Annotated in this window: 22 protein-coding genes; 7 read left to right on the plus strand and 15 right to left on the minus strand. The window is 70.8% G+C overall.

What is annotated here, in order from left to right:
- Positions 1–5 precede the first annotated feature (5 nt).
- From AB0B90_RS29685 to AB0B90_RS29710, 6 genes are all read right to left on the minus strand, one after another.
- The gene (locus AB0B90_RS29685) at positions 6–872 is read right to left on the minus strand and encodes a lantibiotic dehydratase C-terminal domain-containing protein (protein ID WP_362925850.1); all 867 of its coding nucleotides are present in this window, start codon (positions 870–872) and stop codon (positions 6–8) included.
- Positions 869–3,055: a lantibiotic dehydratase gene (locus AB0B90_RS29690; RefSeq protein ID WP_362925851.1), complete on the minus strand. Its 2,187-nt coding sequence runs from the start codon at positions 3,053–3,055 to the stop codon at positions 869–871. Before AB0B90_RS29690 ends, AB0B90_RS29685 begins: the two co-directional genes overlap by 4 nt.
- Before the next feature lie 86 nt (positions 3,056–3,141).
- On the minus strand, positions 3,142–3,315 hold the full coding sequence (locus AB0B90_RS29695; RefSeq protein ID WP_350947070.1) for a hypothetical protein: 174 nt from the start codon (positions 3,313–3,315) through the stop codon (positions 3,142–3,144).
- A gap of 21 nt (positions 3,316–3,336) precedes the next feature.
- Positions 3,337–4,665 (minus strand): hypothetical protein, encoded by a 1,329-nt coding sequence (locus AB0B90_RS29700; protein WP_362925852.1) that lies wholly within the window; start codon positions 4,663–4,665, stop codon positions 3,337–3,339.
- 8 nt (positions 4,666–4,673) lie between these two features.
- Positions 4,674–6,485 (minus strand): TOMM precursor leader peptide-binding protein, encoded by a 1,812-nt coding sequence (locus AB0B90_RS29705; RefSeq protein WP_362925853.1) that lies wholly within the window; start codon positions 6,483–6,485, stop codon positions 4,674–4,676.
- Positions 6,482–7,888 carry a hypothetical protein gene (locus AB0B90_RS29710; RefSeq protein WP_362925854.1) on the minus strand — a complete coding sequence of 469 codons (1,407 nt, stop codon included), beginning with the start codon at positions 7,886–7,888 and terminating at the stop codon, positions 6,482–6,484. The genes AB0B90_RS29705 and AB0B90_RS29710 overlap by 4 nt, the downstream gene beginning before the upstream one ends.
- 804 nt (positions 7,889–8,692) lie before the next feature.
- Between AB0B90_RS29710 and AB0B90_RS29715 the strand changes: the two genes are divergently transcribed.
- The 5 genes from AB0B90_RS29715 to AB0B90_RS29735 all read left to right on the plus strand — a co-directional run bounded on the left by AB0B90_RS29715 (position 8,693) and on the right by AB0B90_RS29735 (position 13,623).
- Positions 8,693–9,136 carry a PASTA domain-containing protein gene (locus AB0B90_RS29715; RefSeq protein WP_362905839.1) on the plus strand — a complete coding sequence of 148 codons (444 nt, stop codon included), beginning with the start codon at positions 8,693–8,695 and terminating at the stop codon, positions 9,134–9,136.
- A 238-nt stretch (positions 9,137–9,374) separates the two neighbouring features.
- A complete protein-coding gene (locus AB0B90_RS29720) occupies positions 9,375–9,740 on the plus strand; it encodes a hypothetical protein (RefSeq protein WP_362925855.1) in 366 nt (121 codons plus the stop codon).
- Positions 9,741–10,262: 522 nt separating this feature from the next.
- Entirely contained in the window at positions 10,263–10,604 is a 342-nt protein-coding gene (locus AB0B90_RS29725; protein ID WP_350947076.1) for a TraR/DksA C4-type zinc finger protein, read from the plus strand.
- 55 nt (positions 10,605–10,659) lie between these two features.
- Positions 10,660–12,228: a helix-turn-helix domain-containing protein gene (locus tag AB0B90_RS29730; protein WP_350947077.1), complete on the plus strand. Its 1,569-nt coding sequence runs from the start codon at positions 10,660–10,662 to the stop codon at positions 12,226–12,228.
- Between the two features lie 150 nt (positions 12,229–12,378).
- Positions 12,379–13,623 (plus strand): FAD-dependent oxidoreductase, encoded by a 1,245-nt coding sequence (locus AB0B90_RS29735; protein WP_350947078.1) that lies wholly within the window; start codon positions 12,379–12,381, stop codon positions 13,621–13,623.
- A gap of 120 nt (positions 13,624–13,743) precedes the next feature.
- Here AB0B90_RS29735 and AB0B90_RS29740 read toward each other — a convergent pair whose 3' ends face one another.
- From AB0B90_RS29740 to AB0B90_RS29765, 6 genes are all read right to left on the minus strand, one after another.
- Positions 13,744–14,526 carry a MerR family transcriptional regulator gene (locus AB0B90_RS29740; protein WP_362925856.1) on the minus strand — a complete coding sequence of 261 codons (783 nt, stop codon included), beginning with the start codon at positions 14,524–14,526 and terminating at the stop codon, positions 13,744–13,746.
- Positions 14,527–14,598: 72 nt separating this feature from the next.
- Positions 14,599–15,426 carry a type II CAAX endopeptidase family protein gene (locus AB0B90_RS29745; RefSeq protein ID WP_362925857.1) on the minus strand — a complete coding sequence of 276 codons (828 nt, stop codon included), beginning with the start codon at positions 15,424–15,426 and terminating at the stop codon, positions 14,599–14,601.
- A gap of 440 nt (positions 15,427–15,866) precedes the next feature.
- A complete protein-coding gene (locus tag AB0B90_RS29750; protein WP_362925858.1) occupies positions 15,867–16,139 on the minus strand; it encodes a hypothetical protein in 273 nt (90 codons plus the stop codon).
- A 240-nt stretch (positions 16,140–16,379) separates the two neighbouring features.
- Positions 16,380–17,153, minus strand: a complete 774-nt coding sequence (locus tag AB0B90_RS29755) for an ABC transporter permease (RefSeq protein ID WP_362925859.1) — start codon at positions 17,151–17,153, stop codon at positions 16,380–16,382.
- Positions 17,150–17,911 carry an ABC transporter permease gene (locus AB0B90_RS29760; protein ID WP_350947083.1) on the minus strand — a complete coding sequence of 254 codons (762 nt, stop codon included), beginning with the start codon at positions 17,909–17,911 and terminating at the stop codon, positions 17,150–17,152. The genes AB0B90_RS29755 and AB0B90_RS29760 overlap by 4 nt, the downstream gene beginning before the upstream one ends.
- Entirely contained in the window at positions 17,911–18,636 is a 726-nt protein-coding gene (locus AB0B90_RS29765; protein ID WP_350947084.1) for an ATP-binding cassette domain-containing protein, read from the minus strand. The genes AB0B90_RS29760 and AB0B90_RS29765 overlap by 1 nt, the downstream gene beginning before the upstream one ends.
- A gap of 210 nt (positions 18,637–18,846) precedes the next feature.
- On the opposite strand from AB0B90_RS29765, the gene AB0B90_RS29770 reads away from it, so the two are divergent.
- Both AB0B90_RS29770 and AB0B90_RS29775 read left to right on the plus strand, forming a co-directional pair.
- Positions 18,847–19,734: a histidine kinase gene (locus AB0B90_RS29770; RefSeq protein ID WP_362925860.1), complete on the plus strand. Its 888-nt coding sequence runs from the start codon at positions 18,847–18,849 to the stop codon at positions 19,732–19,734.
- Positions 19,731–20,423, plus strand: a complete 693-nt coding sequence (locus tag AB0B90_RS29775; protein WP_362925861.1) for a response regulator transcription factor — start codon at positions 19,731–19,733, stop codon at positions 20,421–20,423. The genes AB0B90_RS29770 and AB0B90_RS29775 overlap by 4 nt, the downstream gene beginning before the upstream one ends.
- A 109-nt stretch (positions 20,424–20,532) precedes the next feature.
- Here AB0B90_RS29775 and AB0B90_RS29780 read toward each other — a convergent pair whose 3' ends face one another.
- The 3 genes from AB0B90_RS29780 to AB0B90_RS29790 form a co-directional block, all read right to left on the minus strand.
- On the minus strand, positions 20,533–22,362 hold the full coding sequence (locus tag AB0B90_RS29780; RefSeq protein ID WP_362925862.1) for an RICIN domain-containing protein: 1,830 nt from the start codon (positions 22,360–22,362) through the stop codon (positions 20,533–20,535).
- A 45-nt stretch (positions 22,363–22,407) separates the two neighbouring features.
- The gene (locus AB0B90_RS29785; RefSeq protein WP_362925863.1) at positions 22,408–23,988 is read right to left on the minus strand and encodes an arabinofuranosidase catalytic domain-containing protein; all 1,581 of its coding nucleotides are present in this window, start codon (positions 23,986–23,988) and stop codon (positions 22,408–22,410) included.
- A gap of 120 nt (positions 23,989–24,108) precedes the next feature.
- Positions 24,109–25,563 carry a hypothetical protein gene (locus tag AB0B90_RS29790; protein ID WP_362925864.1) on the minus strand — a complete coding sequence of 485 codons (1,455 nt, stop codon included), beginning with the start codon at positions 25,561–25,563 and terminating at the stop codon, positions 24,109–24,111.
- Positions 25,564–25,716: the final 153 nt, after the last annotated feature.

The following is a 25,716-nucleotide window of genomic DNA, read 5'->3' on the forward strand; positions in this document are numbered from 1 at the left end:
GGTGGTCACCTCCGCAGCGCGGCCAGCGCGCGGGCCGCGAGAGTCGAGACATGTGATTCCGGGCCGGGGCGCAGGCCGATCCGGTTGTGGAACAGGTGGGCGCATCGCAGCAGTACGCGGGCCCGTTGTGCGTCGTCGCCGATGACGGCCAGGTGGGCGTGGGCGGAGCCCGCGTCGCCGGTCGTTGTCGGGAGGTTCGCGGCAAGGTCGTTGATCGAGGCGGCCCAGGTTCCGAGCAGGCCGGGGCCGTCCTTCAGGTGCCAGAGGCGTTCGGTCTGGGTGACCAGCGCGGCCGGGAGGTCGCCGGAGTCGCCGAGGTCGCCGAGGTCGCCGAGGTCGCCGGGGTCGTGCGGGGGCAGGCGGCGGGCCGCTTCGGCGAGGTCGGGCTGGCAGGCGGCCATCGTCAGGGTGAGCACGGCGAGGCCGACGGCGGTCCTGCGTTCCAGCGCGGGCGCGCCGTGCAGGACGTCGAGTGCGAGGGAGCTGGAGATGCTGAAATGTCGTTCGACGGCGGACATGTTTCCGTAGACGCGCTCTTCCGGCTCGTACGGGATGAACACCACGCTGCCGGGCGGGTGGAGGGCCGGGTCGTAACTCTCGCGGCGTTCCCCTTTCGCGAGCACGGCCGCCAGCCGCCGGTAGGCCGGGGCGTCGACGGCGGGCGACGGGTGGTCGGCGAACCACTGGGCGGCTCGGTCCCTGATCTCGTCGCGGGGCACCCCTTTCAGGCGCAGCCGCACGTGGGGGCCCGACTCCCAGTAGCGCAGGTAGAAGGAGGCCGTCGCCGACCGGGCCAGCGGGGTGACGACGTCGCGGATCAGGTCGTCGAGGTCTCCGGTATGGAACAGGTGGGCACTCTGCCAAGAGGTCACGGGGCGCTCACCTGGATGGCGTACTCGGTGACGCGCGGGCCGCCGGGGTAGACGGGGGCGTCCTCGGGGGTGGGCAGGGTCTCCTCGATGACCATCAGGGCGTCGGGGTTCCCGGCCGCGTGGCGCAGGCCCGCGAGCAGGAATGAGTCGGTGACGTCGACGTACATGGGCTTGCGGTGTTTGCCGAGCAGGCCCGCGAGCATGCCGTCGCGCAGGTCCAGGACCCGGGCGAAGAAACGCCGCGGCATGTCGTGGTCGCGCAACCACGACGCCAGCGCGGGCAGGTCGCCCGAAGGGAAGTCGGCGGCGCGCAGCCGCCAGCACTCGCGGGCCAGCGTGACCATGCCCAGGTCGAGGCGGGGCAGGTGGTCGATCCGGCCACGCGGCGGCACCGGGCCGGGGCGCAACACCCAGCCGGGCACCATCGCGACCGACGGTTCGCCGAAGACCCTGACCAGGAACTGCAACCACGGCGGCAACCAGTGCTGGGCGGTCATGCCCAGGTGCATCGGGCGCACCTTCTCGCCGTCGGCCCACAACGCCAGCCGGGAACCGTCGAGCCGCACCGTCAACGCCGAGGGGTGCAGACCTCCACCCGTGGTGTACGGGTAGTCGATCGTCACATCGGCCGTGGGGGTGCGGAGGTTCAGGCCGCTGCCGAGGGCGCCCGTGACCTCGGCGATCCTGGTGTCGTGTTGCGGGGCCCGCAGCGCCGACACGTCCGGGGCGTGGCCGATCCTGCGCAGCTGGTGGTGGAGACGGGACAGTCCTTTGCCGTAACCGGCGGTGACGGTGTTGACGACCAGGCGGCCCTCCGGGAGCGCCTGGGCGTAGACGCAGATCGAAGCCGGGGCGCGGAACCGGTCGTCGTCGGGGGGCTCGCCGGTCCGCAGGAAACGTTCACGCAGGTCCGCGTGGCCGGGACCGGCCGCGAAGACATCGCGGACCAGGTCGCGCAGCGGGCCCGGGTCGCTGTGGACGGCGCGGTAGAAGCTCATGACGGGGACGGCGGCGCCGGGGCCGTACCGGCGCAGGAAGAAGTCGGCGGCGGCCAGTTTCACCGGGAGGTCGCCGTCGAACAGGGCCAGCCCCTTGCGCAGCCGGTTGAGGTCGTCGAGCGCCGGGCGCCACGCCTCCCGGCCGCACCGGCCCGCGTCGCCGGGGATGACGGCGTTGTGCCAGAACAGATTCCGCTCCGGGATCTCCCTCGGCGCGAGCAGGTCGCGGATCACCTTCGCGTCCTGCTCGACGCCCAGCTTGGTCAGCGGGTCGTCGTCGTGTTCGCCGTACGGCGGCACGAGCTCCACCAGCCCGATGTCGGCCAGCGCCCTGGCCGGTTCCGCGAGCGCCGCCTTCACCGGCTCGGTCGCGGGCACGCTGAGCAGCGGTTCCTTCGCGGTCGGGCCGAGGAACCAGATGCGGCCGTCCTCCTCGAACGCGGTCGGGTTCACCCGCGTCTCCGCGGCCTCCGCGTGCCGCGACAACGTCACCCAGAGCGGGCGCAACACGGCGCGGTCGAGGTCGACGACCTCCCGCCAGGTCAGGGCGGCGGGTGGGGCGGACATGGGACCGTCGTCGGTCCAGGTGCCGAAACCGCTCCACGCGAACGTCGCGTAGGGGCTGGTCTTCATGGTGGCGCGGGCCAGGTAGCGAGCCAGTTTGACCATCTCCTGGCGCGACGGGGACGTGCGCGCGGCCAGGATCGGGCTGCCGAGCTCCAGCCCTCGGCGGAAGGTCGCGTCCTCGGCGAGCACGCGCAGGAGCTCGGCCTTCTCCCGCTGTTCGGTCTCGTAGACGGCGGGCAGGTCGGCCGCCAGCCTGTCGTGGAGGTCCTTGAGGGCGATCCAGGCGAGGACCCGTGCCCGCAGCTCCTCGGGGAGCGCGGTGAGCACCTGCGGCGCGGTCGCCCGCCGGTCAGGGCGGCGGCCCCGGAAGAGATCGCGGCGCAGCGCCACCAGGATCGGTTTGAACACGCCCGCGCCGATCACCTCGTGCAGGGGGCCGGACATCGCCCGGCCCTCGTCAGCCAGCGTGCGGGCGACCTCGAGCAGTTCGTCGACGAGCCTCCATGTGCGCTCACACCGCAACCGCCGTAACCCGTCGGCGGGCAGCCCGGCCACCCGGATGGCGAAAATCGGCGCCACGACGTAATCTCGGTCGGCGGGCTGGGCTGTTCGCGACAAGGACACTCCTTCATCCCGTGACCGAGGGCGCCCGTGCCGTGGGCGCCCTCGGCGTTTAGTGGGAACGTGCTACCAGCGGGGACCTGTTACGCCTCCGGCGCCCAGCAGCTGTTCGCCTGCATGTACGACGAGCAGTAGCCCATCGCCGACGAGGCGCCCGTCTCGATGGCGCCGTGGCCCTCCATCACGATCGAGTCGGCCGACAGGACGTCGATCGCCTCGACCTCCAGACCGGACAGGTCAAGGGGGAGCTTCTCCATGACGTTTCTCCTCTTTCTCTTTCACTGATCGGTGTGTTCCGGACGTGCCTTCGGACCTCCTTTCTGCGGATCGGGGAACCGGAGGACCAGGTCTGGCCCCCGGGATCTGGGGGCGCCGACGAGCAGGGACGACAGGCTCCGCGCCGGGCCCGTCAGGCCAAGGACGCGGTCCGTCGCCTCGTCGGCGCAGTCGGAGTGGATGCGGGAGGTGAGACCCAGCGCGGCGGCGGCCAGCGTCGCCCGCTGCAGCGACGCGCCGATCTCCACGAGCTGGTCACGGTGGTCGCGCGCGGTGCCCGCCAGAGGGTCGCCCACGGGGACGATCACTGCGGCGGCCGTCTTCAGGGCTTCCCGGGTGTTCGCCATGAGGGAGGCCGCGCCCAGTTCCTCCAGCGGCGCGGCGCGGACCCGTCGGAGGACGCCGTCGTAGTGATAGGCGGCCCTCGGGAGGCCGTCGACGCGCAAGGCCAGCAGGTAGAGGTCCAGGCCGGGGCGGACGGCGAGGCCGGCTATCGCGACGATCTTCGTCAGCGGGACGGGCGCCGGGCGGAAACCGTCGATGGGGGAGTGGCGCGCGCGCAGACCGTCGCGGAGATCCACCACTTCGGCCGCAACCCGGATGCCCTGTTCCGGTGGGCTCGGACGTCTCGCCCGTGAGGTGGCGTCCGCGGCCCGGTGCAGGTCGCGGGCCGTGCCCGGAGGAAACGGCCGGGGGAGAGGCCGGGCCTCCCGCGGCAGGTCGCCGGAGTTTCGCGGGGCGTCGGCGGACTCCGGCGGAAGGATGCGTTCGTACGGCTCCACGTACAGGACGGCCAGCGGGGATTCGCGGGTTTCGTCCAGACCGAGGAGGGTGTCGTCGGCGTCGCCGGGGGTGACGGTCAGGCCCAGGGTGGTGGCGACCACTTCCGCCTGGGTGCGCAGGACGCCGATCTCCTGGCAGATCAGGCGGTAGGCGTAGTCGCCGTACTTGAACATGGAACGCCAGAAGACCGCCGTCAGGCAGATCCGCGTCGGGCCGTGGTCACCCGTGCGCAGCACCTCCAGGACCTCGTGGACCGGGTCGTAGTGGAACAGCCCGTCCGGGCAGGCGACATAGGCCTCGATCGGGTACAGGCCGCCCCCGGAGGGCACCGGACGGCCCGGGATCGCCATCGGTCCCGCGTCCGTGTGTCGCCAGATCACGCGGGTGATGCCGAGCATGCCCCGGAGCAGCGCGCCCAGCGGATGCCGTGGTTGGACCCATTCGGCCGAGGGGTAGCGTTTGTGCCGGAGCGGCGCCAGGTCCCACCGGATGTCGAGCGGCCCGCGATCCGCCATCGCCGCCACGTAACGTGCTGCCGCGTCCGTCATCGCGCGCCTCACGGGAACGGGTGCGGATAGGGGCTGAGATCGCCCACCGCGAGGTCGTGGTCGAGGTAGCCGATCGCGCGGCCCCGTGTCAGCAGCCGAGGAAGCCCGTGCACCCGCCGGTGGTGGTGACCGAACGTGATCGGCACCGCTCCCGGCACAATCACCTTCGCGCAGGCGAATCCGCCCGTCGCCGCCTCGGGTGAGGTGGTGTCGACGGCGATCACGTCCATGCCGCTGACCAGGAACCGGGCCACCAGGTCACGCAGGTCGTCGGTCAGGTCGTCGTGGGCCGGCCACTCCGACAGCTCGCCGACCGTCGTCTCGGTGCCGTCCGACAGGAATTCCAGCCGCTCGTACGCCTTCGGGTGCCCGTACACCATCGGGTGGTGCTCCAGCAGGCGCACCTCGTCGGAGTCGGCCACCAGCCGGGCCGCCTCGCTCTCGTCATAACGGGCGACGTGATTGGCGAGCATCGGACCCAGCTCGTCCAGGGCCCGGCGCAGGGCCCGTTCGGGGTCGAGGTGGGCGGCGCCGCCGCACATCGCCTTCGGCCGGTCCGGCCGCCCCGACCGGTCGACGGCGGTGATCCAGAAGACCGGCAATCCCTGTTCGAGGGTGACCACGTGGGCGTGGACGTCGTAGCCGAGCCGGTCGCCGATCCGCTGGGCGGTCATCGGGACGCGCCGGTCGCGCGCCGAACGCAGGTCGACCCGGGGGAGCGGGAGGCGGGCGTACCAGGTGGTCAGGAAGGCGTCCCGCTCGGCGACCTCCAGCAGGCCGTAGAGGATCGCCTCCGCGAGCGACCCGCCGAGGGCGCAGCCGTTGGAACACTCGTAGGCGAAGCCCCGGTCGGGCCGGGGGCCGAAGTAGGCGAACGTCTCCGGCACCAGCACCGGCCCGCCCCGCTGGAACGAGTGGCCCCAGACCCAGGCGGTCTCCCGCGTCGGGTCGAACCGGGTGAACCAGAAACCGGGCCGGTCGTACCAGTCGTCGGGATACAACCCCAGGTGGCGCGGGTCGAGCGCCTGGTCGGCGATGTCGTCGAACGCGGCCCTGACGGTGGTCCGGCGCCCGCGCGGTGAGAACCCGGCCAGCCGTTCGAGTGCCTCGGCGACGGCGGTCGCCTTCGCGGCGGGCACGTCCTCGCACCGCCCGAACCCGTGGTGGCTCTCGTGGGCGGCCCGCGCGGGGTTCAGTCGTGCCACGGCGATCGCGCCGTCCCGCGCGTCGGCGGCCAGCGAACGCACGACGCCCGTCTCCGGGTCGACGTAGCGGCGTTCCAGGTCGGCGAGGTCAAGGGTGGTGACCCGGAAACCCGATACCTTCGGCTGCGGCGTGAAGACGAACGGGCGTGGCTCGTCGGGTGGCCGCTCTCCGCAGACCTCGCAGAACGGGTCGGGCAGGAACGGGTGGCGTTCCAGCGCGCCGGTCAGGACCGGCATCCGGAGCATCGCGCCGTTCGTCAGCGCGGCCGACGGGTCGGCCAGCAGGTTCTCCACCTCTTGGGCCACCAGTTCGCCGACCGTCCCGGCCACGAGGGAGGTGAGGGGGGCGGGGCGGTCGCGCAGACGTGTCTGGAAGTGCTCCCGGTTCCCGGCGCGCCGCCGCTCCACACAGGTGGGACAGCCAGGCCTGCCGGGGAAGGCGGTGGGACCGATCACGACATGTCCTGCTTCGGTGTGTACGGGCAACCACGGCACCTCGTAGTGCCGCCGCTCGATGTCGTCGGCGTCGCTGGCGACCACGACGATCCCGCCCGACCGCACCCGCGCCCTGATCGCTTCGAAGAGCCGCCCCGACCCCACCACGTCGGCGATCACGACGTCACCCGCGCCACGAACGCCGGTCCGTCGACGGACACCGAGACGGCGGCTCCGCCGATCGGATGTCCTTCGCTCGCCCACCGCACGGGCGGTTCGAGGCCGGTCTGCGCCCGCAGTAACACCCGCTCCAGCCCGTCGTGCAACCCGAGCGACACGATCGGCGGGCGGTTCGGCACCTCGAACCGCAATGCCATCGACCCCGGGATCTTCCGGACGATCGGCACCTCACCGGACGCCACGACCTGCCGCCAGAGCGGCCCGTCCTGCGGCACAAGTACCTCGTCCCCCGTCTCCACCATCGCCGCCTCGGCTTCGAGACGCTGCCTGTGGGCCGCGGAGACGGCGTCCTCCCAAGTCAGCCCCGCACCGAGGAAACCGTCGCCGGAGTCCGCCGCGAACACCGCCAGCAGGCACCGCAACCGCGCCGTGTCGTGATCCGCGCCCCACCCGACGACCTCGCGGTCACCGACCAGCGCCCGCACGACGGAGAGCGGCCCCTGCGGATAGGCGCCTTCGTCGAGAACCGTGATCACCCCCATCCGGGGGTCCACCAGATCACGACAGAGCGCGAAAAACCGGTCCCGGGCTCCCGCGTCGCCCGGGGCGTCGTGCCCACCGACTCCCGCCGCACCCGGAAGCTTCGGGCTCCCGTCGCCGGCGTCGCGCTCCCCGCCGCCCGCCGACGTCCGCGACGCGCGGGCGGCTCCGGACACCTCCGCCGGGTCCCGGCGCAGCCCCGCGAAGCGGTGGATCGTGCTCTCCAAACCGCGCAGATCAACGCGTGTGAACGCGCGCCGCGGCTTCGTGAGCCCCGTCACCGCCGAGAAGACCTCCAGGGCCACCTGGGACGCCAGCACGCGGGGGACCGCGCCGCGCAACCAGTCGCCCCGCGTCCCCTCGCGGAGGGACAACCGCCTCCACCCGGTGGCCGCGTCGGTCTCCCCGGGCGGTCCCGCGGAGGTCAGCCAGGCCTCGTCGTCGCAGACCAGCACCTGCGCGAGCACCACGTCGGCGGGGCAGGCGAGCGCCTCGGCCAGGAGTTCCTCCCGGGAGGTGCTGACCTGCACCAGAACGTCCCCGCCCGAGGCCACCGCCTCGCGCCAGCCCACCGACCGGAGACACTCGACCAACGCCGGAACCAGCACCCCGGTCCCCGTGACACGCAGCACCGAGTTCCGCACCCGGGCGAACCGCCCTGGGTGCCCGGCGAACGCGATCTCGGCCGCGTAGGTCTCCAGCTCCTCGGCGGACAACCCGTGAGCCGCAGCCCCGGTGTCGTCCACGACGAACCGCAGATCGGCCAGCCGTCCGACCAGGCCGGTGACCAGGTCGCGCTGAGCCTCGGGTAGGCCCGAGGTCAGCTCGCCCAGGGTCAGGACCCCGTCGAGGCGTGGCGCCAATCGTTCCAGCAGAGCAAGCGCGTGGGGTCCGCGCAGTGTAGCCGCCCCGTAATCCCCGTAAACATGAATTCCCCCGGGGAACTCGATCCATCGTACGTCAGCGCGTAGTCGGGGACGAAACATCTCCACACTTGGTGGGAGCGCTCCCATACGCTCATAATACCGGCGACCGATTTACCCCGCAAGATCCATGTTACGGGCGTATGACGTCCCATCGATCCTGGCCGATTGGATTCGGCTGCTGATGTGGCCTTTTCCGGCGGAACGCGACCCGTTCATTCACCTGAGAAAATGGCATATCCGGAATCGGTGCCCCCAGGCATTGACAAAGCGGCTCCACCCGTCCTCTCCCTGGATATGAGAAGATTTTTCGCCGGAATGGCCGCCCGCACCTTCTCGACGTGGGTGCGGAGCACCTCCGGGCGGTGGTCGCGATCCTTCGGCCGCCGAACACCCGGTCGGCGACCGTCGCCCGCGCCACGCGCGGGTGGATCCCGATGTGGCGGATTCGTTTACGGTAGGGCACCCCCGTTACGGCGGTTCCGATGCGGCCAACCTTGGCGAACAGAGCCTGATGAGTCTCAGCGGAATCTGTTATTCCCTACGCTCGATCTTGAAGGCGGATTGGCGGTGCTCAGGGATCATCGGCACATCACCGCTCAGGACGTGGCCTGTGCCCCTGCCCTTTCACGGTGAGTGAAGCATCGAATCCTGGCACCCCAACAGAACGACGTTCACTGGTCAACCAGCAGGCCGTCCGAACCGTCCTCACCTATCCGTTCACCACAACACAGGAGTGCCCGCATGAGAATCGCCGGCTCGATCGTGATCGCCGCAGTCGTCGCCGCTCTCGCCGGATGTGGGGCGGGTGCGGACACCGCGGCGCCTGTCGTGACCGTCACCGCGCCGGCGCCTGTCGTGACCGTCACCGCGCCGGCACCTGTGGAGAAGAGCCCCGAGCCGACCGAGCAGGACGACAAGGAGCCCCCTCCCGCCCCGACCGAGGAGAAGGAAGAGGCGGCGGAGAAGAAGGTCCTGCCGGATGTTGTCGGAATGAACCTGCAGGAGGGGCAGGACACCATGCAGGCCGCAGGCTTCTACATCCTGAACGACAAGGACGCCACCGGGCAAAACCGCTTCCAGGTGTATGACCGAAACTGGGTGGTGACCAGGCAGACGCCCGCCGCCGGCCGGAAGGTGACGGTCGACACGTTGATCACCTTGTATGCGAAGAAGATCGGCGAGTAAGACGAGTAGTGAGGGGCGCCCCTTCCTTCAGGGGCGCCGCCGTGTTCGATCGCGATCAGCCGCCCAAAGGCATGCGGGGAATCGCTGGACGTCATGCCACGCTTTGACGGCGGGGAGACGCGGGCCCCCGGCGGATGACCCCCCGCCCCGGCTCACCAGGCATTGTCGGCCTACTCATGGATCATGTGGCTGATGCCGTGAAATGTCTTTTCCGGTGGGGTGGGCTATGGTCGGCCGTATGACGGGACCGTGGAGAACTCCACAGGGGTCCATCGCGCTCGTCGGCGTGATGGGCCTGGTTCTGTTGTCCCTGGTGCTGGCCGGTGCTTCGTGCAAGGTGAGCTGCGGCGCCTCGACGGTTACCCAGAGTTCGGCCTCCGGCCCGGTCTGGGAGCCCGGAGGATGGGACGCCGACCTGACCGGCCTGCCGCCGCAGGCGGGCGACGCCCGCGCGCACCAGGTGCTGTCCCTGCGGCCGCTCACACGCGGCGAGCTAGCGCATCTGGTGCTGTTGCCGTCGCCGGGCTCGGACGCTGATGCGCTGCGCGAGCCTCAGCAGCTGGCTCACCGCATCACGGGATCGCGCAGCCCCCCGCTGATCTAGCCGATGTCTTCCCGTCGGGCTCCGCGGCCACGCGCCGCGGAGTCCGACGACGGCGCATCCGGTGCACCCCCACGCCCGCACCATGCCCGCAGCATGCCCGCACCATGCCTTTGCCTGGCGTCGGCGCGGGCGTGCCGTCGCGTCCTGAAGACGTCTCGCGATCGTCCCCTTGGTAGGAGAAGCGGCAGGCCGTCTTCGTTCGAAGTCACCCCTTCGTTCGGGGTGCTTTCGCCGTGCCGCCTTTCCTGTCGGCGTCCGCCAGGAGCCGATCATCGCCATGGCGGTTGTCGCGCCGGTTCACGGAGCCTCCGCGCCGGTCGCGCGCCCCTGAGGCTCCCGGGCGGCGCGGCGCCGCGGGCTCAGCACGCGGCCGTCCGCGGCCTGGTGCCGCTGTGCCCGCGGCCGACCCCTGGCGGCCGGCCTCGGCCTGTCCGCCCGCTGACGTGCCGCGACGCGAGAGAGGCCCCGCGCGGGACCTCCTCCAACACCTCCCCGCCCCATCATGGAAAGGATCACATGATCATGACCGACGGCCACACGACATCACATCTCAGCAGCGTTCAGCTCCACGCGCTGCGCCAGGACCTGCTGGAGCAGCTGGAGCAGCGCAGCAGGCACCTGGACGGCCTGCGGGTCCAGGAGCGGGAAAGCAGCGGCGCCGACGGCACCTGGCAGGAACTGGTCGTCTCGATCACCGCTGCCGAGCGCGCCGTCGCGGAGCTGTCCCATGCCTGCGAGCGGCTGGCGACCGACGCCTACGGGCGCTGCACCCACTGCCAGGCCCCCATCCCGTTCGAACGGCTCAAGGTCCGGCCGCTGGCACGCACCTGCATCGACTGCCAACGGCGGCACGAGGCCGCCTGACATCACGAAAGAGGGTGGAGCGATCCGCCCTCTTTCCGATCACCCGGAGCTGAACATGATCACATTGGACCGTCTGGTGAACGTGCTCGGCGGGTACGGCGTGCGGCTGTACGGCCGTCCCGAGGCGCGCTCGGCGTGGCTGCGCAGCGTGGCGATACCGGACTCCACCGACCACCACGTCGCGGGCGACCTGCTCCTCGCCGTCGGAGCCTCCTCACTCGCCGAGGCGGTGCGGTGGGCGGCCGCGGACAGGGCCACAGCGGTCCTGGTACGCCCCCCTCGAACCGGCGACGAGAGCGGGAGCGGTGCGGACGTCGAGCGGGAGGCCGCCGCGATCGCCGACCAATACGGAGTGGCCGTGTTGCTGGCCGACCCCGCCGTCTCCTGGAGTCAGCTGGCCGGCGTGGTGTACGGGTTGGTGCTGGAGAGCCGCGAGACCGCCTCGGGACGAGGCCCCACCGACCTGTTCGCCCTGGCCGACAACCTGGCCGACGTCATCGGCGGCGCGGTGACCATCGAGGACCGGCACTCGCAGGTGCTGGCCTACTCCCGCTCCCAGCAGGCGGGAGATCCGGCCCGGCTGGAGACCATCCTCGGGCGGCGGGTCCCGGAACGGCTGCGCGAGCTGTTCCGGCGACAGGAGGTGTTCACCCGCCTGGCGGCGACGAACGAGCCGGTGTTCGTCCCCGCCGACGCCGGGCACGGCCTGACCGGGCGGATGGCGGTGGCGGTGCGGGCCGGCCGCGAGCTGCTCGGTTCGGTGTGGGTCAGTTGCGCCGACCCGCTGACGGGCGACCGCCGCCGGGCTCTGGTCGACGGCGCGCGCACCGTCGCCCTGCATCTGCTGCGCTCCCGGGCCAGCGCCGACCTGGAGCGGCAGGTGGAGTCCGACCTGGTCATCCGACTGCTGGAGGGCAGCGCCGACGCCGCGACGGTGATCAGCCGGTTGGGTCTCGCCCCGCGGGCGATCCGCGTCATCGCGATCCGCGCGTACACCCCCGACGATCGTCACGCCGCGCTGCTGCTCGCCCTTGAGCAGGCCACCACCGGCTTCGGCTGGTCCAGGCCCGGGCGCAGCGCGCTGCTCGGCGACACCCTCTACACCATCCTGCCGGCCGAGCGGGCCGAGGCGGCCAGGCAGTGGATCGCGGCCCTGCGCTCCGAACTGCCCGCCCAGGTGCGCGTCATGGCCGGGATCGGCGCACCCGCCGAGGCGGCGGACCTGGCCGCGGGCCGCCAGGAGGCCGACGAGTGCCTGGCGCTGCACGAGAGCGCCGAGCCCGGGACCGTGCCGCCCGCCTACGACGAGTCCTGGGACGACATCCTGCTGCGGCGGCTGCGCGCGGCCGCGCGGACCGGCCGGGCACCGGCCCGCGGGCCATTGGGCGCGCTGCTGCGGCACGACACCCGGCACGGCACGTGCTTCGTCGCCACGCTGCGGGCCTGGCTGGAGAGCCAGGGCGACCTCACCCTGGCCGCCGAGCGGCTCGGGGTGCATCCCAACACCGTCCGCAACCGGCTCCGCAAAATGGACGAGCTGAGTCCGCTGGACCTGTACGACGCCCGTCGGCGCCTGGCCATGACCATCATGTTGGCCGCGTTGGAGGACGAACCTCGCCGATGACCTGATCAGGACCCGTCACCGTTCCCGGTGGCGGCGTTGTGCGGGATCCACAACGGCGGCGCCGCGATTGTCGCCCGCTCACAACGCCGCCGGTCACCGCCCGCGCCATCCTGGCCAGGACATCGACGTTCGTACCTGTTGGAGGTTGGCATGGTCGGCAACTGGCCGCGATCGGTGATCGTGGTTGGCGCGGGCATCGTGGGTCTGTCGACCGCGTGGTTCCTGCAGGAGCGTGGCGTCCAGGTCGACGTGGTCGACCGCGGCGGCGTGGCGGCCGGCGCGTCCTGGGGCAACGCCGGCTGGATCGCGCCTGGCCTGGCCATCCCGCTCAACGAACCCGCCGTCCTGCGCTACGGCCTGCGCTCGCTGCTCAACCCGGCCGCGCCGCTGCATGTGCCCGCGACCCTCGATCCGGGCCTGTGGAGTTTCCTGGCCCGCTTCGCCGCCAACAGCCACTGGCGGTCGTGGACCCGCGCCGCGCGCGCCAACCTGCCGCTCAACGACGAATGCGTCGAGGCCTACGAGGTGCTCGCCGCCAACGGTGTGTCCGCACCCGTCGTCGCGGCGCCGATCACCGCGGCGTTCCGTACGCCACGTCAGGCCGAGAGCCTGCTGCGCGAGCTGCGCAGGCTGGGGGCGGCCGGGCAGACGGTCGAGCACACCGTGCTGAACGGCGCTGGGCTGGCCGAGCATGTCCCGCTCGCCGGTGAGGCGCTGAAGACGGGGGTGCGGATCGACGGTCAGCGCTACGTCGACCCGGGCGCCTTCGTGCACGCCCTGGGAAAGGCCGTCATGCGACGCGGCGCGACCGTGTACGCCGTCGAGGTCGACGAGGTGCGCACCGACGACAGGAAGGTGATCGTCCGCTCGGCCAAGGGCACCGTGCTGTCCGCCGACGCGGTGGTGCTGGCCACCGGCGCCTGGCTGCCCCGCCTGGCCCGGCAGTGGGGCGTGCGTGTCCCGGTGCGGGCCGGTCGCGGTTACTCCTTCACCGTGCCGGTCGACCATCCTGTCCCCGGCCCCATCTACCTGCCCGAGGAGCGGGTGGCGTGCACGCCGTACCGCGACGGGCTGCGGGTGGCGGGGACCATGGAGTTTCGCGACCCGGACGCCCCGCAGGTGCCCGCCCGGCTGGAGGCCCTCGTCGCCTCCGTCCGGCCGCTTCTGCGGGGTGTGCGCTGGGAGGAGCGTACCGACGTCTGGGTGGGGCCCCGCCCCGTCACCCCGGACGGACGGCCGCTCGTCGGCGCGACGGTGGCCCCCACCGTCTACGTGGCGGGTGGTCACGGCATGTGGGGCCTGGCCCACGGTCCGATCACGGGCAGGCTGCTGGCCGAGCAGATCACCACAGGCAAGCAGCCCGCCGCCCTGGCCGACCTCGACCCCCTCCGCTGACGCGGGCCGCGGGGGTTTTCGGCGGGCGTCTCCTTTGACGGTCGTGCTGTTCGAGGCTGAGGAGTCAGGTGGCGCGAGTCCCCATCAGGCCCGGAGCACCTCAAGGCTCGGGCCGGATGCTCACGCCGTGCTGTCGTCTCCGGGAGATTCCTTCGACTCGTCGCGCGACACCGAGCGTGCGTCGCCGTTGGCTGTGCTGATCATGTGTGCCCGACGCAGCACGTCGAGCTGAGCGTGGTTGTAGAGGGCTTCGAGGGCATGGCCGACGGCGCTTTGGGCCGCTCGCACCTGGCGCGGGGTGGAGGACCTGGGCTCCAACGTGACCGAGTGATCGGTGGTCGCGCCGTTGACGAACGGTGCGATCTTCTCGGCCAGGGCCTGTCGAGCGGCCTCGTCGGCGTCCTCGGGAAGGTCACGGAACTCCTCGTCGAGTGCGAGGTTGGGGCGTGCCTCAAGGGTTCGCCGTACGGACTCCATCGACTCGTCGGAGAAGAGCTGGGCGTAGATCATGAGGAGCGCTCGATCGTTGTCGCGCAGCTGCTCCGCGACGCCGCTGAACCCGGTCGGCACGTCCGCCGAGGCGCCCGGCTCCGACAGCGTGGCCAGTTCCTGCCGGATGTTCTGGAGCCGTTCCACCGTCGCCTTGAGTTCGGCGTCGATGGTCCGGAAGACCGAGGCATGACCGTCGGTGTCCGTTCCCATTGCGGCCACCTGTGTGAGCGACACGCCCAGCCCGGTCAGTCGCCTGATCTGCAGAAGCCGGGTGAGGTGGTGGATCTCGTATCGCTTGTAGCCGTTGGGCTCGCGGTCAGGCTCATCGAGCAGGCCGATCTCGTGGTAGTAGCGCACCGTCTTCACCGTGGTTCCCGCGAGCTCGGCTATCTCGTGAGTGCTCCAGGGCATGGATCGCTCGCCTCCTCATGCGATATCGCGCGTCCGGCGATCTCTCTTCGTGGATGTGACATCGACGCAGGATCAATCGGGCTCGTCCGCTGCTCGCCGCTCGCGCAGCCGGACGAGGACGACCATGCCGATGTTGACGGCGACAAGGATCAGCAGGGATGCGTCGCCGGTATCGGTGGAGCGGTCGAGGGGGAACGCCTCGCCGTCCGCCATCAGTGTATTGACGGTCGTCGCCAGGACGTTGTTGGCGATGTGGAACGCGACCGGTGCCTCGATCCCCCCGCTGATGATCGCCATCAGCCCGGTGCAGATGCCGATCACGACGTAGTAGCCGAACAACCAGGGGTCGGTCGACCCGTGGAGCACCGCGAAGGCCAGGCTGGAGACCACGATTCCCAGGACCAGGGCCGGGCGAACCGCACGCACCCAGGATGCGGCGGCGGGCAGCACGACGCTTCGGAACATCAACTCCTCTCCGGCGGCCTGTATCGGAGTGGTCAGGAGGATGATCACCAGCATGATGATCGTCGTGGTGCTCACGCCGAAGGCCGTCCAGCCGGGAGCGTCGGGAGCGACCAGCGCCACGACGCCGATCCCGGCGCCCACCAGCAGCGCCGCGCCGAGAAGGTACTGCGTCAGGCGGCGCGCGTCGAGCGCTCGTGGTGAGCTGATCAGGCTGCGCCACGGTACCTTCGCCGTCCACACCAGGAGCAGGATCGCCAGCGCGCCCGCCGCGCCCACGCTCAGGTTGACGGCCAGGAACTTCAACGGTGTGAAGGTGGCCGACATGGGGTCGTCGCTGCCCTCGATGACGCCGACGATCTGGTAGAGCAGAATCTGCAGGGCCACCAGCACCAGCGACGGCACGATGATGACCACGAGCGACTTCCACCGGCTCATGCGGAGATGCGCGCCGAACGGCCGGGAGTCGTCGACGGCCGGCCCGAAGCGCCCTTGTGTCAAAGGACTCGGGGCCGCGGGGTTCGGGTGATTCGTCGTGTTTCGGGGATCGCCGGACCCTGGTTCATCCATCGGGGGTTCCTCTCGGGCTCGAACCGGTCGTTGCGCTCACGAGCGAACACCATGCCCTGGGGGCAGACTCAAGTCGCCCAGGTGAACGTGTCCGGGGTGGAGCACGACGATCTGGAGGACCTCGGCGACGAGCGCGCGACGGCTCTGAACACGACGATGCCCCGTCGAGTGTCTCGACGGGGCATCTCCCGAGATGCTGTCACCGCACAATCCTCCGGAGGGCCGCCTCGAACGCCTCGGCCCGCTGGGGAGTCACTCCTTCGAGACCCGCGCCTCGGGTATTTCAAGGGCTCGGGCTCGACTGAAGCTCAAGGGATGTAGACCTCGTAGTAGTAGCCCGACGGATAAGCGCTACCCCCGAGGAGCCAGCGACAGCCGACGAGCCCGCTGTACAGACCGCTCTGCGCGTCGACGTCGTAGTAGCTGTCGCATTCGGCCAGGGTGGGGAAGGGGCCCACCTTGTACCAGTCTCGTGTCGGCCAGTCCCCGCTGGCCGCGCCGGTCTGGGTGGCGGTACCGACCAGGATGCCGGCGCCCAGCGCCACGGCGAGGACGGCGGAACGCAGTCGGCGGATCTTCATCGTGGGTGACTCCTCACGTCCGGGAAGGAGAACACCTTCAGATGAGCATCCGCTGTCGGGCCTGAGAAGATACCGGTTATCCATATTTCGGATTGATGGTGCGTTTGCCGAGGCGATTTCGCCTGACCTGAACACGTGAGCGCCACGTCGGACCGATCGAGCAGGGCCGGAGCGGTGAGCGCGCCGGTGGCCTGGCGTGTCGGTCGCCCCGGACGCGGACGGGGGCGTCGTCAGGCCGGATCAGGCGTCTCGGCGTTCGAAGACGACGGTTGCGGTGGCGAGCGCGACGAGCGTCCAGGCAAGGACGAGTAGCGAGCCCTCCCACTGACCGAGCGACGTGCCGGTCTCCGTGCCGGCCGAGAGCCACATGCCGCGGCCCGCCGTGTCGGGCAGGTATGCGGCGTGACCCGTGTGATGCCGGACGTACGGGCCGACGACGAAGTAGTGGCCGAGCAGGACCGCGACGGCCGGGAGACTCCGCCTCACGACGGTCGCGAGGGAGGAGGCGATCAACGTGGTGAGGACGAGGTAGGCGATCGCCCCGGCCGCGGCCTGCGCCGCTCGGTGACCGTCCACGGGGGCCGCCACGTCCGTCGGAGCGAGGTGGGCGATCACCACGCCGGCGGCGACGGTCACGGCGGCGACCGGGACGGCCGCGAGGGCGAGGGCGAGTGCCTTGACGAGCTGCAGCTCGATCCTTCTGGGCAGGCTCGTCAGGCTCGTCCGGATCTGGCCGCCACCGTACTCCGAGGTGGCGGCCAGGACGCCGAGGACGATGAAGCCGGCCTGCAGGTATCCGACGGCGGCCAGGCCGACGTCGAGTGTGGAGGTCGCGTCGCCTCGCCCCTGCCTCGCCGCGGCGACGAACGCGGCATCGAGGACGAGTGCCGCGCCCCAGGTCCCGAACGTCGTCAGCCACAGGGCGGGCAGGGTGAGCAGTTTGACGAACTCGGCGCGGAACGCGTCCCTGACGATCTCACGACGGGACCGCGCCTGCCCCGAGGTGACGGTCATGCGTCTCTCCGCCGGAACACGGCGACACCGAGGGCGAGTACCGCGATCACCCAGGACGTCATCACCAGGCCGCCGGTCACCGGAGCGATCTGCACGGAGGATCTGACGTCGCGGAGGAACATCCGTGCCCCGACCAGGTCCGGCAGATAGTTCGCGGCGTCGATCACGCGGGACAGGAGGTAGGTGACCGAGACGAGAGAGGTGTTCAGGATCAGCACCGTCAGCGGTATGACGCCGTTGCGGGTGAGCAGCGTGACGCCGTAGGCCAGCAGAGAGGTGAGCACCCAGTACAGGACGACCCCGAGCACGCGCGGAGCGGTGTCGGCGGTGAGCGATGCGGCGTGGTCGCCGAGGACGACCCGGGTGACGGTGAGGGTCACCGCGGTCGTGACCGTCGCCAGTGCGGCCACCGTCAGGACCAGCGCCGTGGTCTTCGCGGCGAGGAACCGGGTGCGGGAGGGTACGGCGGTCAGACTCGTGGTGACCTGGCGTGCGCCGGCCGACTCCTCTCCCTCGGTCAGGTATTCGCTGCTGATGGCGACCACGCCGAGGACGATCGCGCCGAGGACGCCGAACGCGAGCTCCTGGTATCCGGCGTCGCCGCCGGGAACGGTCAGGGTGCCGTTCTCGATCGCCCGCACGGTCGTGGACGCGTTGAGGAAGGCGATCGCCGGTGACACGACGAGGCCGATCACGACGGCGATCCAGGCCGACGGTAACCCGAGGAGCTTGAGCGACTCCGCGCGGACGATTCGCACTACCGGCCTCCCGGCGTCGCGTCGCCGGATCCCGCCGAGGTCAGCGCGAAGAAGGCGTCCTCAAGGGTTCGGTGGTCGCCGGTGACCTCGGCCAGGGTGCCACGGCTCACGATTCGCCCCCTGTCGATGACGACGACGTCGTCGACGGTCTCGGCGAGTTCGCCCATGAGATGGCTCGACAGCAGGACGGTCCGGCCCGCGGCGGCGCGATCGCGCAGGAACCGCCGCATCCATCGGATGCCCCCGGGGTCGAGCCCGTTGATCGGCTCGTCCAGCACCAGCACCTCCGGGTCGCCCAGCAGAGCCGCCGCGAGGCCCAGACGTCGCCCCATGCCGAGCGAGTACCCGCTCACGCGCTTTCCCGCGGCCTCCGTCAGGCCGACGACGGCGAGGACCTCGTCGACCCGCTCACGGGGCAGGCCGTTACTCGCGGCGACCCAGCGCAGGTGGGCCCGCCCTGTCCGGGAACGGTGTGCTCCGCTCCCGTCGAGCAGCGCGCCCACGGTGGTCAAGGGGCGGTTCAGCCGGGCGAAAGGCCGGCCGCACACGAGCGCGACACCCTCCTGCGCCCGGTCCAGGCCCAGGATGATCCGGAGCGTCGAGGACTTTCCCGCCCCGTTCGGGCCGAGGAAGCCCGTCACGCGGCCCGGTCGGGCCTCGAAACCGACGTCGGACAGGATCTGGGTGCTTCCCCGCCGTTTGCTGACGTGTTCGACAGTGATCATTCAACCCTCGTGTGAGTCGTGGTGAGGCGATCAGTCAACCGGGGCACGGCCGTCCCCACATCGGACGTCGGATCGAAACCCGGCGGCGCGTCTCGGACCGGAGGCCGTCGGACCCAGGGCTGAGATCGAGCGGGGGAGACCGGCGTGATGTGCCCTGGCCCTTGTTCCGAACCTGACGAGGGCTTCGGCTCGGCGCCTAGGATGACGGTGATGAACACGCTTCAGCGGCCCGTATGGCGCTCGCATGCCGGGCTGGTCAGCGGCGTGGTGTTCGTCGTGCTGCTCGCGGTCCTTCTCGCGACAGGAGCCGATGGACCACTCGCCGATGTCGTTCCCTCGCTGATCGCGGCGATCGCGATCGGCGTCGCGGTCTGGGCGGTCCGGCGGACGCGCGCCACCCGTGCCGACTACGAGGCGCGGCTCACCAGCTGGGCCGCCACGGAGGCGGTGCTGGCGGAGCGGATGCGGATCGCGCGGGACCTGCACGACATCGTCTCCCACGGCCTTGGACTGATCACCGTTCGCGCCGCCGCGGTTCGCCAGGTCACGAACGCCGACGGGCGTGACGTCGCCGAGCTGCGGGAGGCCCTCGCGGACATCGAGGCGGCGGGCAGGAACGCGACGGCCGAGTTGCGTCGCATGCTGACCGTGCTCCGCACGTCCGGAGACTCCCGCGACGAGGAGGTTCCGCGGCTGCCTGTGGAGAGTCTCGAGCAGCTTCCCGCGATCGTCCGCGGCACCGAGATCACCGGCCTTCGTACCCGGCTGGACCTCGAACCGCTGGGCGAGGTCTCCCAGGGGGTCCAGGTCGCGGTCTGCAAAATCGTGCGGGAGGCCCTGAACAACTCGGCGCGTCACGCCGGTCCCACCACCGTCTCGGTGCACGTCTACCGGGACGGGGGCACGGTGGTGGTCACGGTCGCCGACAGCGGTCCCGACGGTGGCCCCGAAGGCCCCTGGTCGGCGAGGCCCGGAGCGGGCCACGGGCTGGCGGGCCTTCGGGAACGCGTCTCGGGTCTCGGCGGCAGCCTCCACGCCGCGGCCGTCGAAGGGGGCTTCCGGGTCGTCGCCCGGATCCCGGACGAGGTCGGCACGTGAACGACGGCGACCGCCCCGTCCGGGTGGTGCTCGCCGATGACCAGCCCTTACTCCGCAGGAGTCTCGCAATGGTCATCGACAACGCGGCCGGTCTGGCCGTCGTCGGTGAGGCCGGCGACGGCGTGGAGGCGCTGGCCGTGGCGCGAGCGACCCGACCCGACGTGATCCTGATGGATGTGCGCATGCCCCGGCTCGACGGGCTCAGGGCCACCCGGGAGATCGGCGCCGATCCGGCACTGGCGACGAGCAGAATTCTCGTGCTGAGCATGTTCGAGCTGGACGAGTACGTCTACGAAGCCCTGCACGCCGGTGCTTCGGGGTTTCTCCTCAAGGACACCGTGCCCGAGCAGCTCATCGACGCGATCTGGCGCACCCATCGCGGGGAGTCCCTCTTCGCCCCGTCGATCCTCACCCGGCTCGTCGAGCATTACGTGATGACGCCGCGCTTGCACCCGCGTCCGCCGGTGGGGCGGCTGACCGGCAGGGAGGTCGAGGTGCTCACCCTCGTCGGGCGGGGCCTGTCGAACGACGAGATCGCCGCCCGGCTCACGATATCCGTCAAAACCGTCAAGACGCATATCTCTCACCTGCTCGCCAAAGCCGGCGCGCGTGACAGAGCGCAGCTCGTCATCGCCGCGTTCGACGCGGGACTGGTGCGACCGCGCGGACACACCGGAAACATCCGCTGAACTCCGTACCCCTCCGTTCTCCTCCCTTCCTCGGAGGTCGTTCATGCGTCGGGGGCGGGACGACGACCGTCGTCCCGCCCCCGACGCATGACGGCTCACTCGCCCACGGTCACACCTGGGTGCGCAGCCACTGCTGGTTGGTGCCGGTGCCGCAGGTCCACTGCACGACCTGGACTCCGTCGGCGGTGCCGGCGTTCAGCACGTCGAGGCACTTGTCGCTGTGGCGGGCGGCGAGCCGCACGTAGCCGTTGCCGGCGTCCTGGAGACGCCACTGCTGGTTGGTGCCCCCGTTGCAGGCCCACTGGACCACCCGGGCACCGTTCGCGGTCGCGGTGGCGCCGCCGTACACGTCGAGGCACTTGCCGCTGCTGACGCTCGTCACCGTGTAGTAGCCGCCACCGGCGTCCTGGAAGCGCCAGCGCTGGTTCGCCTGCCCGTTCGCCGTCCACTGCACGATGTTCGCGCCGTCGGTCGTCGCGGCGTTGTTGACGTCCAGCGACTTCCCGCTGTGCCGCGCGGTCATCGTGTAGGTGGCCGGTGGCGGGACGGTGGTCTGGGGAGCCAGCCGGTAGAGCCCGGAGCCGTGCGGGGGCAGCGAACGGCTGAACGTCCCGGTCGAGGTGCCGAGGTTCGCACCGGACCACAGGTCGGTCACGACGGCCGAGCCGATGCCGAGGTCGGCGAGGTTCACCGACACGTTGGCCGTCGCGCTCTCTCGGTTGAACAGGGCGACGTAGCGGTGGTCACTGTCCGGCACGTTGGCGGTCCACACCTGCCGGGTTCCTCCGTAGAGCCGCCGGTTGTCGGTGCTGTGCTGGTCGACCGCGAGCACCGCGGAGTTGGTCATCAACGCCAGCTCCGCCGGCCGGTTCTCGACGAGGTTGCCGCCCCACATCAGCGGCGCCCGGTTGATCGCCCACAGGGTCATGAGCGTGCGTTGCTCGTCGGCGGTGAGGTTGGAGTATCGCGGCGAGCCGACCGGGCCGTACTTCGACAGCCGCCCGATCGGGATCATGTCCGGATCGGGCCACGCTCCCTTCGCCCGGTGCGGCGTCCAGTTGTGCAACTGGTCGAACAACGCGTCGAGAGCCGACCAGTTGTCCCACAGGTCGTTCACGATCCGCCACATGTGCGCGTTCGCCCGCACGTGCGATCCGCCGGCCAGCGGGGTCGCGCCGGGGGAGAGGCTCAGCACCATCGGGCGACCGCTGCGCTGGATCGCCACCCGGTACCCCTCGACCTCCGCCTGCCGGTACGTCGGCGCGGAGATGTCGTCCACCTTCACGAAGTCGACCCCCCAGGAGGCCAGCAGCTGGAACACCGAGTCGAGGTACGCCTGCGCGCAGGGGTTGGTCATGTCCAGCCCCCACATGAGGTTGAGCCAGGCCGCGGTGGTGCCGTTGGCGATCTGGTTGGCGCGGCAGTCGGTGCCGAGGATCGGCACGTTGTCCGCGACCGCCTGCCGGGGAATGCCTCGCATCAGGTGCACGCCGAACTTCAGCCCTTGGGCGTGCACGTAGTCGGCGAGCGGCTTGAACCCGTTGGTGCCGGCCGCCGAGGGGAACCGGGTGGTGTCGGGGAGCAACCGCCCGTTGGCGTCCATCCGGAGCCGGGGTTGCAGGTTGGCGTCCTGGTTGGGGCTACCGGTGTGCTGGCCGGGGTAGTACCACGCCCAGTCGATGACGACGTACTGCCAGCCGTGCTGCCGCAGGTTCGCACCCATGTAGTCGGCATTGGCCCGGACGTCGGCCTCGGTGACCCTCCAGTTGAACGAGTCGTAGCTGTTCCACCCCATCGGAGGGGTGTCGGCCACGCCGTTGTCCCACATCTGCATCCTTTCCGCCGAACCGCTGCCGACCAGATTCACCACGAGCAGGAGCGTCGCGGCCATCAGGACGGCCGTCCTACGGAGTACCGGATGGACCGGGCGGTTGCTCATCAGACCTCCAAAAGACCTGGGGAACCCTTACCGCTCTGTGCCCGCTCAGCGATAGCCGGCGGACACCACGCTTGCCTGTACCGCGTTCTCGGTCGCGTCGGACGGGTAGCCGGCGACCATGGCCCCTTCGTAGAAGGTGCCCGCACTCAGGTTCGCACCGCCGTCGGGCTTGCAACAGTCTCCGCCGCTGCCCAGGATGATCGCCCCCTGCTTCTTCATCGGGCTGTATCCGGGCGGGAGCGCGCCGTCCCACAGCGTGTAGAGGCTGCCGGACTGGGCGTTGCTGCCCTTGATCGCGAAGCGCGTGGTGCCGTTGTTCTTCAGGGTCGCGGTGACGAACTTGCTGTTGAAGGCGCGCTGGTTCGGGTTCCAGCTCTGGCTGCCGCCGGGGAAGAGACCCCATTCGAGGTCGGCCTGCACCCAGGGGCCCGTGCCGGAGCAGCCGCCGAACCAGCACTGGGTGCTGAAGTTGATGGCGTCCATCGCCCCGGCGGCGTCGGCCTTCCGCGTCGTCTCGCTGTTGCCGTAGTCGAAGCAGCAGCCGTTGTTGACGTGGGTGCCGCTGGTCACCATGTACATGCCCTCGGGGGCGGCGCCGGTCGGCACCCCGGTGAGGTGCCCGTCCCGCCAGTAGCTGTTGCCGGGGTTGATGTAGAGCGAGTACGCCTTCGCGCCGCCCACGGTGAGGGACTCCGAGGTGGCGATCGCCGGCCTGCTCTGCGGCGAGCCGGGAACCACGCTCGATCCCTGGTACCAGAGGTCGTTGCCCCGTCCCGACTGGTCGAAGACGACCGTCACCACGCAGGTCGTGCCGGCGCAGAACGAGTCCTGCGTCGCGGCGTTGGCGGTGCCGCCCGCGGCCAGCAGGCCGATGTTTCGGGTCGTGTTGTCCGACGAGCGGCGGACCTGGTACAGGTTGCCGGCGTACGCCTGATAGAGCGCCCGCGTCGTGCTGTGGGCCGCCACGCAGGGGGTGCCGCCGGAGGCGTAGATGTCACATGGACGCGCGCCGGGCGACGGTGGCGTCGGAGTCACAGTCGGCGTCGGGGTCGGAGTGGTGGGCGAGGTCCACTGCTGGTTGGTGCCGCCGTGGCACGCCCACAGGAGGATCTTGGTGCCGTTCGCGGTGCCGGCGCCGTTCGCGTCGAGGCACAGGCCGGACTGCACGCCGGTGATGGTGCCGTTGGCGTTGACGTTCCACTGCTGGTTGGTCTGGCCGTTGCAGTCCCAGATCACCGCCGCGGTGCCGTTCGAGGTGCCCCGGCCGTAGGCGTCCAGGCACTTGTTGCCGTAGACCATGAGCTGCTTGCTCGACGTCCAGGTCCAGATCTGGCCGGCGCCGCCGTGGCAGTCCCACAGTTGTGTCTGGGCGCCGTTGGCGGTGCCGGCGTTGGGGACTTCGAGACAGCGGCCGGACGCGGTACCCACGATTCTGGTGCTCTGCCCGGGCTCGATGGCGGCCGCCGCCGACGCCGCCTCGGCCGGAGCCTGGGTGCCGGGGGTGGCGCCGCCGACGATGAGGACGCCGGCGAGCGCGCCGGCCAGGGCGCTCAGCAGCCGGAGGCGACGGCGTCGGGGCATGGGGTCGCGGACCTGCCCTGACCTGCTGCGTAACGGGATTCGCACGGTGTGGCTCCTGTTCTGTTGTGAGAAAGCGAGGGTCTGCGGATGTTCCACGGCGACGGTGCTGTCGAACCGATTCGACAGCACTTCCGCCGTGTTGACGGCGACTCTGGCCCGCCAGGGTCACCGACGGCGGGCGAGTGGGGCCTGCGGTGGCGCGTCCGGGCGGGCGTGCTGGGCCACCGCCACCGACTGGAGGCCGCCGTCCGAGGGCGGCAGCAGGGTGATGGTGTAGGTGTCGGTCTGGTTGCCGTACGGCACGGTCACCGTGACGGTGTCGTTCGACAGGTTCACCACGTTGTTCGAGACCGTGATCGGGCCCTGCACCGCGCCGCCGCCGTTGTACGGAATGCGCTGGGTGAGGACACGCACCTGGTTGTTCTGCACGATGCCGCTGGTGGTGTCCAGGCGCCGCAGGTTCACGGTCAGGTTTCCGGTGGTGCGACCGCCGCCGACCAGCACCTTCGCGACCCCGCTCGTCTTGGTGGCGTGCGCGTCGTACGACGGCCCGGCGGTCACCGAGACGACCTGCCCGGTCTGCGAGGCGTAGTAGCGGTAGACCCACCACTCGCCCTTGGGCCGGTGCCGGCCGGCCGAGTCGCGGACCAGCAGATTGGCGAGGTCGTTGTGCAGGTCGCCGCCACCGGCCCAGTTCGCCCGCAGGCCGTCCGCGCGGGCCCGCTCCAGCCGCGCGATGTACCAGGCGCCGTCGGCGGGGTTCTGCTCCTCGGGCGCGCCGTACTCGTTGATCTGGTACGGGCGGGGGTGCGGGATGCCGCGCGGGTCGAGGGTGGCGTCGGCGGCGGCGACGTCGGCGACCGGGTCGCCGGGCAGCGAGTGCCAGCTGATGATGTCCGGCACCGTGTCGGTCGAGCGGACGAAGTCCAGGTACTGGTTCCAGAAGCTGTGCGTGGTGGACGGGACGCAGGCACAGCTCGGGCCGACGATGAGCCGGCTGGGGAACTCCGCCCGGATGCGCCGGTAGGTGCGGCGCCACAGTTCGAGGTACTGGGAGATCGGGCGGTTCCAGAACAGGGTGATGTTGGGCTCGTTCCAGATGTCCCACTGCACGCTCAGCCCGGAGGCCCGGACGTCGTTGACGAGGCGGTTCAGGAAGTCGTCGTAGTCGGTCCAGTCGCCGTTGTCGCCGGGGAAGCGGGAGATCCCGGCGCCGTCCGCACCCCACAGGTCGTGCGGCAGGAGGATGAACCGACCGCCGAGGGCGACGGTCCTGCGCGCCTGGGCGAGGGTGGAGTTCCACCGGCGGTCGTAGGTCCCGCCGACCCAGCCACTCCCGGGGAGCTGCGCGCCACCGGCGCGCATGAAACGGAAGTTGACGTCGCGGAAGAAGTGGTCGGCCGGTCCGACGGCGTTCTCCGGCATGCCGTAGATCCAGCCGGAGGCGCGGTAGGTCGGCGCGCCGCCGGTGGTGGAGAAGTCGACGGTGATCGACTCGCCGGCGGCCTGGGCCGGGGAACCGGTGACGGTCACGGAGGCGCCGGTGACGAGCAGGCCGACCGCGAGGCGGGTGGCGAGCGCAGGGGCTCGTCGCGGCCTGCCGCGGGAGGGGGTTTTCACGGGCGGCTCCTTGCAGGGCGTTGGGGGGGACGCTCTTCGGAGGGCTGCACTTGCGAACCGATTCGAAAGGATCGTAGGACCGGTCACCGAAGCATGTCAATGAAGTGACGGTTCGATGACATCGATGTTTCGTAAAACACGGCCCTTAGCGTC

Origin of the sequence: Streptosporangium sp. NPDC049078 (assembly GCF_040648855.1) — a bacterium.
In the GTDB taxonomy this organism is placed as follows: Bacteria; Actinomycetota; Actinomycetes; order Streptosporangiales; family Streptosporangiaceae; genus Streptosporangium.

Coding starts and splice junctions, on each gene's coding strand:
- AB0B90_RS29765 (WP_350947084.1), bottom strand. CDS start 18,636: ATGATCACTGTCGAACACGTCAGCAAACGGCGGGGAAGCACCCAGATC.
- AB0B90_RS29745 (WP_362925857.1), bottom strand. CDS start 15,426: ATGAGCCGGTGGAAGTCGCTCGTGGTCATCATCGTGCCGTCGCTGGTG.
- AB0B90_RS29715 (WP_362905839.1), top strand. CDS start 8,693: ATGAGAATCGCCGGCTCGATCGTGATCGCCGCAGTCGTCGCCGCTCTC.
- AB0B90_RS29750 (WP_362925858.1), bottom strand. CDS start 16,139: ATGAAGATCCGCCGACTGCGTTCCGCCGTCCTCGCCGTGGCGCTGGGC.
- AB0B90_RS29780 (WP_362925862.1), bottom strand. CDS start 22,362: ATGAGCAACCGCCCGGTCCATCCGGTACTCCGTAGGACGGCCGTCCTG.
- AB0B90_RS29730 (WP_350947077.1), top strand. CDS start 10,660: ATGATCACATTGGACCGTCTGGTGAACGTGCTCGGCGGGTACGGCGTG.
- AB0B90_RS29700 (WP_362925852.1), bottom strand. CDS start 4,665: ATGACGGACGCGGCAGCACGTTACGTGGCGGCGATGGCGGATCGCGGG.
- AB0B90_RS29720 (WP_362925855.1), top strand. CDS start 9,375: ATGACGGGACCGTGGAGAACTCCACAGGGGTCCATCGCGCTCGTCGGC.
- AB0B90_RS29725 (WP_350947076.1), top strand. CDS start 10,263: ATGACCGACGGCCACACGACATCACATCTCAGCAGCGTTCAGCTCCAC.
- AB0B90_RS29735 (WP_350947078.1), top strand. CDS start 12,379: ATGGTCGGCAACTGGCCGCGATCGGTGATCGTGGTTGGCGCGGGCATC.
- AB0B90_RS29740 (WP_362925856.1), bottom strand. CDS start 14,526: ATGCCCTGGAGCACTCACGAGATAGCCGAGCTCGCGGGAACCACGGTG.
- AB0B90_RS29755 (WP_362925859.1), bottom strand. CDS start 17,153: ATGACCGTCACCTCGGGGCAGGCGCGGTCCCGTCGTGAGATCGTCAGG.
- AB0B90_RS29770 (WP_362925860.1), top strand. CDS start 18,847: ATGAACACGCTTCAGCGGCCCGTATGGCGCTCGCATGCCGGGCTGGTC.
- AB0B90_RS29695 (WP_350947070.1), bottom strand. CDS start 3,315: ATGGAGAAGCTCCCCCTTGACCTGTCCGGTCTGGAGGTCGAGGCGATC.